The sequence below is a fragment of the Ectothiorhodospira sp. PHS-1 genome, assembly GCF_000225005.1.
Taxonomy (GTDB): Bacteria; Pseudomonadota; Gammaproteobacteria; order Ectothiorhodospirales; family Ectothiorhodospiraceae; genus Ectothiorhodospira.
Genome location: NZ_AGBG01000028.1, coordinates 24,324 through 36,280 on the forward strand (window position 1 = coordinate 24,324; position 11,957 = coordinate 36,280).

The 11,957-nt window shown below is 65.7% G+C and carries 8 protein-coding genes; all 8 read right to left on the reverse strand.

The features are described from left to right. Positions 1-44: 44 nt before the first annotated feature. Complete coding sequence (locus ECTPHS_RS11275) at positions 45-2,147, reverse strand: DEAD/DEAH box helicase (protein ID WP_008932878.1); 2,103 nt, start codon at positions 2,145-2,147, stop codon at positions 45-47. Then, on the reverse strand, positions 2,144-3,463 hold the full coding sequence (brxD, locus tag ECTPHS_RS11280) for a BREX system ATP-binding protein BrxD (protein WP_008932879.1): 1,320 nt from the start codon (positions 3,461-3,463) through the stop codon (positions 2,144-2,146). The genes ECTPHS_RS11275 and brxD overlap by 4 nt, the downstream gene beginning before the upstream one ends. Then, positions 3,460-6,216: a BREX-2 system phosphatase PglZ gene (gene pglZ, locus ECTPHS_RS11285; RefSeq protein WP_008932880.1), complete on the reverse strand. Its 2,757-nt coding sequence runs from the start codon at positions 6,214-6,216 to the stop codon at positions 3,460-3,462. Before pglZ ends, brxD begins: the two co-directional genes overlap by 4 nt. Beyond that, positions 6,206-9,388, reverse strand: coding sequence for a phage resistance protein (locus ECTPHS_RS11290; protein WP_210386919.1), 3,183 nt, complete (start codon positions 9,386-9,388; stop codon positions 6,206-6,208). Before ECTPHS_RS11290 ends, pglZ begins: the two co-directional genes overlap by 11 nt. 69 nt (positions 9,389-9,457) lie before the next feature. Then, complete coding sequence (locus ECTPHS_RS14965) at positions 9,458-9,946, reverse strand: hypothetical protein (protein ID WP_210386920.1); 489 nt, start codon at positions 9,944-9,946, stop codon at positions 9,458-9,460. Further along, positions 9,943-10,365 (reverse strand): type II toxin-antitoxin system VapC family toxin, encoded by a 423-nt coding sequence (locus ECTPHS_RS11295; protein ID WP_008932881.1) that lies wholly within the window; start codon positions 10,363-10,365, stop codon positions 9,943-9,945. The genes ECTPHS_RS14965 and ECTPHS_RS11295 overlap by 4 nt, the downstream gene beginning before the upstream one ends. Then, positions 10,362-10,619: an Arc family DNA-binding protein gene (locus ECTPHS_RS11300; protein WP_008932882.1), complete on the reverse strand. Its 258-nt coding sequence runs from the start codon at positions 10,617-10,619 to the stop codon at positions 10,362-10,364. Before ECTPHS_RS11300 ends, ECTPHS_RS11295 begins: the two co-directional genes overlap by 4 nt. Positions 10,620-10,672: 53 nt before the next feature. Then, positions 10,673-11,957, reverse strand: a 1,285-nt coding sequence (pglX, locus tag ECTPHS_RS11305) for a BREX-2 system adenine-specific DNA-methyltransferase PglX (protein ID WP_141565346.1), incomplete at its 5' end; no start/stop codon positions are given.

The following is an 11,957-nucleotide window of genomic DNA, read 5'->3' on the forward strand; positions in this document are numbered from 1 at the left end:
CAACTTACCGCAAATTCGGCGTGGATACACCCGCCCCCTGCCCTTCAGATCCGCAGCAGATCCAGCGTCTGGCCCTGCAACAGGGCAAGCGCCTCATCCACCCGATATCGCGCCCGGATCTCCTCATCGATCATCGACTGCGGCAGACATTGGGCAAATTTGAGTTCCTGGATGAAGCGGGCATCCAGGGGGACGAGCACACCTTCGGCGCCGGCCTGGGCCAGCTGTCGCGCCAGCCGATCCTTGAAGGCATCCCTGTCGAAGAGCTTGGAAAAACTGATGGCCAGATTGTCGGCGGTCACCCGGTCCGCCAGTGGGCGCAAGGCCTGGGCCAGGGCGGCATTGCAGACAGCACCGGCAAAGGTCCACCAGGTGGCGTGCCCCTCACCGTCCATGATCAGGCCGGTGGATTCCGCGTCGACCCAGTCGTACTCCTCTTGCAGGGATGCCAGTCGCTCCCGGGCACGGCGGCTCAGATCCGGTGGAAAATCCCCATCGGCCAGCACCTGCTTGATGGCCTGACACAGCGACAGATTCATGGGCTGCCCCACACTCAGCCACTGGGCTCGACCCCGCAGCTCACAGGGTTCCACATAGGCACACCGTCGCGGCCAGTCCACATGGCGGGTCATCCAGTTGCGCCCGGCCAGGGTGAGCAGGACCGGGCCTTCGTCGCTCAGGCCAAAGGTGAGCTCATGCACCTCCCCCAGTTCCCGTTTGCCATGCAGGACCCTTACCGTGGGCGGAGTGATGAACACCGAGACCAGATCCATGAAGTGCCGATGACCAAAGGTTTGCTCACCCCGTCGACCGATGCCCAGCATGCCCTGATCCGAATGCAGGATGCCCGTTTCGATCATGCCGTCCAGCAGGCGCTGGCGCAGCCGGGGATTGATCGCCGCAAAACCGGGCATGCCGCCGATCCAGACCGGGATGTCGTCGGCGATCACCCCCTGCTCCTGCAGCACCAGCGCCATGATCTGCTGGGCATGGATATGCAGCGGCATGGCAGGCGGCTGGACCGGCTCCACATAGCCCTGCCGCCAAAGATGCAGCAGACCCAGTGCACGCAGAAAGGCATCCTCCGTCGTGGCCAGAAACAGGCAGTTGCGGATGCTGCCCCGGCGACGCCCGGTACGACCGATACGCTGCAGGAACGAGGACACCGTCCAGGGCGCATCCACCTGAATCACCCGATCCAGATCCCCCACATCGATTCCCAGCTCCAGGGTGCTGGTGGCCACGATCACGCAGTCCCGCCCCTGGGCAAAGGCCGCCTCCGAAGCCCGGCGCTCTTCCAGACTCAGGCTGCTGTGGGACACGAAAGTGTTCACACCCAGCCCACGCAGTTCCATGGCGATCTGTTCCACCCTGGCCCGACTGTCCACGAACACCAGCCGTTTCTCACCACGGTACAGACGCGAGATCACCAGGGCCGCGTTCTCCAGCGATCCCACCCAGTCCAGTTCCACCTGGGTCTCCACCGTGACCGGCGCCGGTGGATCGATCACATGGCAGGACTGCTGCTGCCCACCGGCCAGCCATTGCGCCAGCGCCTCGGGATTACCCACCGTGGCCGACAGTCCCAGGCGCTGGATTTCACGCCCGGCAATGCGGGATACCCGCTCAAGCACCGCCAGCAGGTGCCACCCCCGGTCATCTCCGGCAAAGGCATGCACCTCGTCAATGATGACCACCCTCACCTGCCCCAGCAGCCGCCGATGATCCACCCGGGCGGAGACCAGGATGGCCTCCAGGGATTCCGGGGTGGTGAGCAGGATATCCGGCGGATCACTGACGATGCGGGCGCGCCGGGCGGCCCCCACATCCCCATGCCACAAGGCCACCCGGCGACCCAGCAGACCCGCATAATGCTCAAGACGGGGCAGCAGATTGTTGAGCAAGGCCTTGATGGGGCACACATACAAAACGCTCACCCCCTCCCAGCGTTCGGTGAGCATGCGCGAAAAAACGGGGAAACAGGCTGCTTCGGTCTTGCCGCCCGCCGTGGGCGCCAGCAGGATCGCATGGGACCCATCCAGGACCGGATCGATGGTGGCCTCCTGGACCGGGCGCAGGCGCGGCCAGCCCAGGCTGTTGGCGATGTGATGCTGCAGTGCCGGGTGCAGCCGGTCAAAGGCGGTCATGGACCCAACTCGATGTCATCCACGCGGGTGGCTGCACGGGCGGCCCGTTCGACCGGGGTCATCTCCTGGTCGGACAGGGTCAGGGCATAGTCCCGACGCGGATCGAAATCCTCAAACTGATCGACGCGGTCAAGCACCTCGCCCACCAGCTTCTTGAGAAAGAGCCGCGGCGCAATGCCCACGCGCCCGCCCAGATCACCGGTCACCGCCTGGGCCAGCAGGGCCAGATAGGCATCGTCCACCCGGGCCATGATTCGCTCCGGGCACCGGCTACCCCGGGCATAGAGATCCCGCACTTTGATCCCCACGGCTTCCAGTTGCGCCGTATCGAACCCCTTGAGACGGATCTGCACCGCCCGGGGGTTATCAAATCGGGCATCGGTGGAGAAATCCACGGCCAGACGCTGGGCCAGGGGCGGCAGACGCTGGACCCCCATCGGCCCCTCGAAGAAGGCGGGCGTTCCGGTCATCAGCAGATACAGCCCCGGGAAACGGCCCGCATCCACCTCATCCATCAGTTGCCGCAGGGCGTTGAGACTCTTGTCCCGGGCATCGCCCCGCATCCGTTGCAGGGTTTCCACCTCATCCAGCACCAGCAGCATCCCGGGATGACCGGAATCCTTCAGGATGGTGAGAATGCCCTGCAGAAAGCTCAGGGCACCGAAATGGTCGATGTCGCCCTTGATGCGGGCGTAACGCTTGATGGCGGCGGAAATATTGGGTTGACCGGCCATCCAGGCCAGCAGCCCGTCGGCAATCTCCTCCCGCCCTTCCAGCAGGGCCTGGCGATAGGCTCGCAGGGTCAGCGAAAACGCCGGCGCCGACCGCACCACTTCGCCCAGACGCTTCTCCATCAAGGCATCGGTGGCCGCCACCAGGGCCGCCCCATCTTCAGGATCGACGTCCGACTGAGCCAGGACATCCTCCTCCAGGGTATAGAACCAGGATTCCACCACGTTGCGAAAGGCGCCGTTGGGACAATCCGCCGTGGTCAACCGCTCCATGAGGCGTCGATACACCGTTTCCAGGCGATGCAATGGCGTTTCGGTCTCGGACACCTGCACTTCGGCACAGGCGAATCCCAGTCCATGGGCACGTTCCCGCAGCCAGCGGGTGATGAAGGTCTTGCCGCTGCCGTACTCCCCCCGCACCGCCTTGAACGCCGCGCTGCCGCCGGCCACCTTGTCCAGTTCCTCGTCAAAGGTCGCCTGGAACGGTGCCAGCCCCACCGCCAGCGCATCCAGCCCGTACTGCGGGACCGTGCCCCGGCGCAGGGCGTCGATAATATCCCGGCGTCTTTGCGCACTGACCGTCATAGCTCGAACTGCCCCTTCAGATCCGCCAGGTTCAGGCGCACGGTTTGCGCCTCGCGCTGCACGGTCAGCACCGGATAACCATCCACGTTCAGCAGTTTCTGCGCCGATGACAAAAACCCGCGCAGGCGAATGGAGGGTATCTCCAGGCGCTGGGCCACGGTGGCCTCCATGGCCACGCCGCCGCTTTCATGGAACAGGGTCAGCAATGCACGAAGCTGTGCCTCGGTGACGCCAGCCCGGCCCGCACGGGAGCGGCTCTGGGCATAGACCGGCGAGCGGAACAGGGCTTCGAGCCAGTCGGGACCGTCCGGTGGAGCCGGCACGGGTGCGCTGGCGTCGGCGTCGGCGACCGCGAACAGATCACCCTGCCCGGCCGCCTTCGCCGGCGGCTGGGCGCGACCACGCCGACGGGCAGGCTCGACGTCCGGCACCGGCGTTGCCGCGGATGCCGTCGCCGGCCCGGCCAGCCACCACCCGGGCACCGAACCGGGCAACTCCGTCCAGCCTGCCAGGCCCTGAGCGTCGCTCGCACTGATGTAGACACCCAGCGGGATCACCACCTCCTGCAGACTGCCCCCCCCGTGATAACCCCGGCTCCGGGCGCGGGTGTACCGGGGCTTCTCGCTCCAGGGCACCACCACACGCTGCCCCGACATGAGCACCCGTGGGCCTTCCAGCATCGTTTCGGATTCGGCCGGCACGTCCACCTCCGGGCGATAGCGTTCACCGCCGGGGGTGTCCGCCTGCAGGAAACTGGAATCATGATCCAGCACATGGCCGTGGTCACTGGTGATGATGACGGCGCGCTCCCCCTCCCGGGCCGCCCCCAGCACCTGACGCAACAGGGAAATGGACTGCAGGTTCCAGGCCACGCTCACCTGGGCACTGCTGGAGAGCTGATCGTCGATGGCATTGATCACCACCGCCGTGACCCGGTGTTCGGTGCCGGCCAGCAGGGCCCGCGCCTCGGATGCCAGGGCCCCGCTGCCCGGCTGCCGTAGCGCCTGCTTGTGCAACAATCGGGGGGGATAGCGGGTGGAGGACACCTTTTTCAATGCCGGATGATTTTCGAAGGCCTGCCTTTCATCGGCCGCCTCTCCGCTGCGCAACGCACCGGACAACAGCGCACAGCGACTGACCCGGGTGATGGAAGGCAGGGCCGCGATCAAGGCCCGTGCGGGCTGATCGGGGGTGTCACTCACCTCGATCCAGCCATGGGCCTGCAGGTCTTCCTGAATTTCCCGATACACCGCGGCACTCATGCCATCCAGCACCAGCAGCAATACCGGCCTGGACTGGGCCAGGGGGGCCACCAGTGTCTCCAGCGCCGCCTCCACCGGCCAGATTCCCGCCGGCAGGGCATCCCCCCGGGCAATGGCGGGCAGATGGGCGGCAAACTCCCGGTTGCGGCGTTCACGGCGGCTCGTCACCGCCTGGAGCAGATCCCCATAGGCCTGATTCAGCGCCTCGTCATCCTCTCCGGTCCACATCTGGCTGCGCGCCCAGTCCACAAAACTGCCCTCGGCCATGTAGTGGCGCACGGCCTGGGCCGGGGTGTCGGCGGCCTCCTGATCGCCCTGGGCCAGCCAGCGCAACAGACGCAGGGCCATCCGCGCCCGTTCCAGCTGTACCTGCCGATGGGACCACCGGGCCAGCCCATGGCGCGCCAGTGCCTCCCAGGCGGCCTGGGTGTCCTGGCAGTTGCCCCGTCGGAGATCCGTCCGCAGGGCCTGGGCAAAGACCTGTAAACGCTGGCGCCAGCCCCCCGGCAAAAGATCCGAGGTGATCAGGATCGGTGCCAGATCCAGACTGGCCAGAATCTGTTCCGCCTTGTCCAGAGTGCCGCCGACGGCCCGAATTCCCCCTTCGTCCAGCAACCCACGGGTGGTTTCGAGGGCATGGACACCGAACTGGGCAATGGCCCGGCCATCAAGCCTCTCTCCACCCAGGTAACGCTCCACGAAACGCCCGCGACTGGCGTGCAGATCCGCGGCAGACACCCTGCCCCCCGCCGCCAGTTCCGGATCATGGATCACCGCCATGGCCAGCCCCACCGCCAGCAGATCCTGGCCGTGACCGGCGGTGAACAGAGCGGTGACCACGGTCCCGGTCAGCGGCAACGCGGCATGGAACCACTCGCCCAGATGCTCCCGCACGTCCGGGTTCAGCACCCGCAGGTGATATTCCACATCCGCCTGCAAAGACCAGCGGAACAGATAGGGCAACGCCAAGGCCGGATGACGGTAGTCCAGATAGCCCCGGGCCAGGGCCAGCCAGGCCGTCTCCAGGTCCAGGACCTCGCCGAAATCCATGGCTTCCCGGTACTGCTCATGGCAATTCAGCAAGGCCTCGGCCATCCAGCGCCCCTGACGGCGGGACAGACGGGGGTCAATTTCCCGCACCCGGATCAGCTGCTGCAGCGTTCGCCAGGGACTGATCTGCTGAGGCTCATGCCCCCAGAGGCGGGCCAGTACATCCTTGCCCAGTTGCCCCTGGTGCAATGCCGACAGCAGCACCAGCCGCTCCGGTCCACGGTGATTGACCAATTGCTCCCGCAGGGCGAGTTCCGAAGGGCAATGGACCAGCTTCACCGTCTGCTTGCCCACCTGCAGCACCACGCAGTCGGGCACCAGGGGAGCGGGCCAGACCAGGGCCACCCGATCCGCCTGCGGGGCACGCTCGAAAATGGCCTGCAACTGGGTCACCACGACCCGTGGCACCAGGGCCGCCTCGCCCACCGGATCAGTCACCATCCCGGCCGCTCCGCTGGGGGTCGGTGGTGCTGATGGTCCAGGTCAGATCCAGGGTGTGATGCTCATCCAGAGACTGCTCGATCTGGGCCAGGACCTCCCGCGCCTGACGGCGGTTCAGTCCCGTGCGGGCCGCCTGTCGCACCACTCGCTGATCCGGACGCGCAGGGGGTGACACAGGCGGCTCGGGCACCAACGACGGCGTCGGAATGGCCGGATCAATCAGGGCCGTCGCCTCCTTCTGGGCCTGACGCAGCACCGGAGCCAGAGGCGTCACCAGTTCATCGGCATCCAGGGCCTTGAAGACCCGATCCCGGATCGCCACGGCCCCCGGATGACCGCCCTCCCAGATCTTGGTGAACAGGGACCAGTTGTTGTTCTGCAGCAACTGGGTCACGGCACCGGCGGAATGGATGCTCCGGCCCAGGGCCTGATCCGAACTGGGCGCCTGCACATCGGCCAGTCGATTCACCAGGGCGACGCCATCCAGGCGACTCAACGCCTCCAGCAGATCCCGGGCATGTTCGGCGGTGCGGAAACGATGCCCCGTCAAGGGCTGCCCCAGTTGCTGCAACTGAGCGGCCAGCCCATTCACCAGTTCATCGGCGGCCCCGATGCCGGCCTGGGCAGCCTCATGGACGGACTTGACCAGCGCATTCTGATGATTGGCGGTACGCAGCGGATGGGGCGTCAGCCCGAACAGCGCCCCCGCCTTGTCCAGGGCCTGTTTCCACACGGCGGGCTCGGCCAGCTCCTGCTGGACCAGCACCAGGACGTCGGGCAGATCCTTGAGTTGCGGATCCTGTTCCTGGCCATGAAAAAGGCAGGCATATTGCCCGTGCTCCACGAACACCATGATCAGCAGGTTCTGCACCGCCTCCGGCAACCCCCGGGGACGGGGGCGATCCATGGCCGCCCGCAGGCGCGCCACGGTCAGGGGGGCATCCATCCCCTGGCCGTCATGGGCCAGCTCCCGACGCAATTCGTTGGGCCAGGCGGGCTTGAAGATGAAATGTCGCTCGTGCATCTCCCCCAGGTTCAGGGGCTGGGCGATCTGGCGCATCAGGGCACGCAATCCAGTCTCCACATCAATGCGATGCCCATTGGCGTGAATGGCCCGCCGCAGTTCCCCCATCACCTTGCCCAGATCATTGATCCGCACCTCCGTCTCGAATACCGGATGGTCGGGATACTGAAAGCGCAATGCCTGTCCCAGCAGTTGTTCGAAGGCCTGGCGCAGATTGACGCCATGGGGCAGACGGGGCGTGAATCCCGGCTCCAGGGACATCACCGGCTCATCCAGGGAACGGTCCTCGTCCAGGGTGCCCGGTATCGCCTCGCTACCGCCATAGGCGCCCAGCAGGCAATCCCTGAGCCGCTGGCGCAACTGGCTGCGCTGATTCTCCAGCAGGGTACGGGCCTGGGTGCGATCCACCGGACTCAGATGACGACTGAAGGAGGCAAAGCGGTCATCACTCTTGAGCACATACTCCAGGCGCACCAGCACCCCCAGATCCCGCAGCGCCCCCTGGCTCAGAAAACACGGAATCCAGCACAGGGTCCGGGTGCCCTGCCCCCGGGCTTCATACACCTGCACGCGGGCACGGGCATCGGTGGGGGAATGGCCCGCATCGAAGGGAAAGCCGATGATCACCTTCCAGTCCGGATCGCGGGCCTGAAAGGTATTGAAGTCCGTGATCTCGCGGATGTTCTGGAATGCCACCTCCACACTGCGGCGGGTGCCCCGCCACAGCAGACTGTGTTCCACGAACAACTGGCCATCCCCCTGAATGCCGAAGGCCTCAAAGATCATGTCCTGGATCAGCTTGCGGCGGGCGCCGTCATTATCGTGGATCTGCGCCTGTTCCAGGATGCCCTGGGTATCCACGCCGGAGAGCTGGATGCCGATGATGGGCTGGGCATCGTCGCTGATCTTGATCTCGCCCACCTGCCCTGCCCACTTGCGGCACTTGGCCGCCACCGTGCGGCCTTCCTGACCGGGGATGGGGGATTTGATGGTGCCATGGTTAAGTGCCGCCAGCTTGTTGGCGGTGAGCTGCTTGAAGCTCTCCACCTCGGGCACCAGGGCCGCCAGCAGCAGGGTCTTGAGCAGCCGCAGATCATTGTTGAAGGCCCGGCGGCGGGGCGCATCCTCGGGCAGGGTTTCAAGTTCCGGCCTGGTGATGCCGTGTTCTCCCTCCAGCAGGGGCAGCAGCTTGCGCTCCAGCAACTGCCGGGCATTGTCGAAATGGGCGCGCATCTGCTCGGAAAAGGGTTCCGCATCGGAGGCGATCACATCGTAGAGATCCCCCACCGGGATCACGCCGCCCAGTTGCAGGGTCTCGCGCTGGTGCACCAGCAGCATCAGCATCACCTTGAGGGCCGTCCGCTCCCGCTGCAGGGCCGATGACAGGGCCACCAGGGCCTGCACCAGGGCCGGGCTGAAGGGATACAGGTCACGAAACATGTCCCGATCCCCCTGGGTGGTGAGCAGCAGTGTGTACACCTCGTCCCGCAGGCCCTTGTCGATGGTGTCAAAGGCCGCCTGGATCTGCTGGCGGGCCGACGCGTCCCGGGGCCGCAGGAGCCGGCGCTGGGCGATCACCGGCAGGTTGCGGTCTTCCAGGGTGATGGTATGGAAGCGCCCTTCCCAGTATTTGAGGGCGTCGCTGAGCACCACCTGATCGGTGCCGGTGTACTGATCCCCCACAAACTCCCGCAGATCCCGCTGCCGGGCGATGAACGCGGCCATGGGCAGGGCCCGGGATTCGCTGGGCTCCACCAGCTTGACCACCTTCTGGATGTTGTGGGCAATGAACTGTTGATCGGCGATATGGCTGGCCAGCCACAGGATCAGTTCATCCAGAAACAGCACCACGGCATCGTAGCCCAGCCCCTTGGCGTGCTGGGTCATGATGCGCAGCCCTTCATCGAACCCCACATACCCGCCCGCCTGGCTGTTGGCCATGTCGGCCACGGAGCGGAACAGGGTGCCCACCAGATCACCCACCAGACGGGCCTTTTCATCGTCGTTGGTCCGCCCCTGGATGACGGCATCAAAACTCACTGCGTCCCAGCCCTGGGCCAGATCTCCCCAGTCATCCTCACCGCCGGAGGCACCGGCACCCTGATTGAGCACCTGGAAGAACCGTTCGTCCCCCATTTGCTCGCGCATGTTCTGGGCATCGCGGAACAGGCGGTCGCTGAGATAAAAGCCGGGTTGGGGAGCCTCGGGATGGTGGCGCTAGATGTGGCGCACATAGCCCCCCAGGATGCCGGCCTCGATGCTTGGCGCACCGATCATGTGGTAGGGCACCAGCAGGATGTTGTGCTGTTGCAGCCAGTCATCATGCTCACTGACCACCGGCGCCAGCTCCGGGATGGCCCGGGCATCGGGGTGCCCCTGCATCAGCAGATGCGCGACGGCCATGAAGTGGGATTTACCGCTGCCGAAGCTGCCGTGGAGATAGGCCCCCTTCTGGCGGTTCTGACCGCCCACCACGGTGCTCTTGATGAAGCTCAGGGCGTCGTCAAAGGCCTTGACCAGTTGCGGCGTCACCACATACTGATCCAGGGTCTGCTGCACGGCCTCCCCTTCCAGGCCGTGGGACAGATTGAGCACGAAGTCGCCCCGCTGCACCCGCTCCGGGATGTGGATCAGCGCTTTCATCAAGGGCGTTGCGCGCTGGGCAGTCCCGTGGTCTGCGTCGTGACGAATCGGTCCCTTACTCATGTTGCCTCCCACGGATTGATGGTGACCAGCCCAGCGGCCTGGTAGGGGCTGATGTCACGGGTTGCAACCACCAGGCCGCGAACCGCGGCCGTGGCAGCGATATACCCATCTGCCATGCCGATGGCCTTACCCCCTGCCCTCGCTCGCGCCATCAACTCCGCATAGGCTTGAGACGCTTCCAGGTCGAAGGCCAGCACACGCCCCGCAAAGGCGGGCAACACCTCATGCTCCAGCCGTGTCTGGTAGACCGAGCGCCTCCTGCCCTCGGGCATCGCTGCGATCCCATAGCGAAGCTCGGCCACGGTGACTATGGACAGATAGAGGGTTTCAATGGCCTGCGCATCGACCCAGGCCAGCACGTTGAGGTTGGGCTGGCTCTTCCACAACTCGGAAATGACGTCGGTATCGAGAACGATCATTCAAAGCCCATCGGCTCAGCCGGGGTCTTGTCGCGAAGTTGCTGGAATCCTTCGGCTTCGGTATCGCTCAGGCCGCCTGCCTCACGGGCGATGGAGGCCAGCAGGGAACCGAGCTTCACCCGCTCGGGCGGCCGGGCCACGCCTTCCAGAATGGCGCGGATTTCCGCTTCGGTGCTGCGGCCATGATGGGCGGCTCGCACGCGAATCGCACGATGCACTTCATCCGGCAGGTTTCTTACGGTCACGGTGGCCATCTCATCGCTCCTCATGCCAGGGCATCAATGACAGCATTGTCAGAGCAATGACATCATTGCGCAAGCGCCGTTCCCTTCCTGCCCTGACGGCCCCGCCGGGTGGCGGTGGGCTGCCAGTGGTGCAGGTCTTCCCGGGTGAGTGCCTGGGCGCGCAGTTCTTCCAGCAGGAACTGCTCGTAGAAATCCCCCATGCGTTCGCCGTATTCCGGGTGCAGGTCGTTGTGCCACTGCTTCAGCCAGGGGATGAGTTCCTCCAGGGCCACCAGCATGGGCATGAGTTGGGGGGCGTCCCAGCCGTCGGTTTCCTTGCGATCCACATACCAGTGAGCGATGGCCTGGGCGCGCTGCAGATGATCCAGACCGGCCCAGCCGATGACCAGGGTGGTGTCGCCGGCCTTTTCACAGCCGGGCAGGCTGAAGAAACGCTCCTTGGGTACGTCCAGCTTGCCCCGCAGGGTCCAGTAGCTGCTCTGGCGAAAATCCGTCGACTTGTACTTGGGCGGCACCGGAATGGGGCCGATCTCCCGGGCCTTGTCGGCCTCGGCCCGTTGCCGAGCGGCGGCGTGGGCGGCCTGCTGCTGGGTATCCTGCTCCGCCTCCGGGCTTAGTGGTTCGGCCACGCCATGGCGGGCGTCGATGGCATCCTCCTGGCGCTGTTTGTCCCAGGTGTCCTGCCAGGCGCGGAAGGTCTTCATGGCGGCGGGCTTGAGGCGGGCGGCGGCCATCTGGGGCACGTGGTCGCCGGCCACCAGGTCACTCACCAGGGTCTGGTGATCAAATAGGTCGTGGCCGGTGTACAGGGCCGCCACTGCCGTAAAGGTCTCATCCGGGCGCATCCGGTCCGCCAGTTGGGCGCAGGTGTGGAGAGCGGCGTCGTGGGTGCGCAGTTCGGTTTCCAGGCGGTCCAGCAGCCATTGGCGCATGGCCCGTTCCTGCCGCTTGTCCCAGGGCTCCCGGTTCCAGCGGCGCTTGTATTCGGGCTGTTCCACCAGGGTGATCCAGCGGTGACGTTCCATGGCCTCCAGACGGCGCGCCACCTGATCCCGGTAATCCGCCGGCCAGTGGTCGGGTATCTCAGTGATGGGGGTGCTGCCGTGGCGCTGGAACCAGGTGGACTGGACCTCCCCGGCGGCCATGCGGCGGGCCAGATGGATCTCGAAGGACCGCTCCCCCAAGCGCACGGGGGGCGGCGTGCCTGGGTAACACAGGTCTTCGTCCATGAGGCCGTAGAGTCGATAGCAGTGCCAGTCCAGCTCTTCCTGGAGGGCGATCATCTGGTGCCAGAGGTGCTGGTCCTGGGATTGGGCTTCGGTGCTGGGGTATCCCCACGTTTTCGCG

Coding starts and splice junctions, on each gene's coding strand:
- ECTPHS_RS11295 (WP_008932881.1), bottom strand. CDS start 10,365: ATGATCGTTCTCGATACCGACGTCATTTCCGAGTTGTGGAAGAGCCAG.
- ECTPHS_RS11300 (WP_008932882.1), bottom strand. CDS start 10,619: ATGGCCACCGTGACCGTAAGAAACCTGCCGGATGAAGTGCATCGTGCG.
- pglZ (WP_008932880.1), bottom strand. CDS start 6,216: ATGGTGACTGATCCGGTGGGCGAGGCGGCCCTGGTGCCACGGGTCGTG.
- ECTPHS_RS11290 (WP_210386919.1), bottom strand. CDS start 9,388: ATGCGCGAGCAAATGGGGGACGAACGGTTCTTCCAGGTGCTCAATCAG.
- ECTPHS_RS14965 (WP_210386920.1), bottom strand. CDS start 9,946: ATGAGTAAGGGACCGATTCGTCACGACGCAGACCACGGGACTGCCCAG.
- brxD (WP_008932879.1), bottom strand. CDS start 3,463: ATGACGGTCAGTGCGCAAAGACGCCGGGATATTATCGACGCCCTGCGC.
- ECTPHS_RS11275 (WP_008932878.1), bottom strand. CDS start 2,147: ATGACCGCCTTTGACCGGCTGCACCCGGCACTGCAGCATCACATCGCC.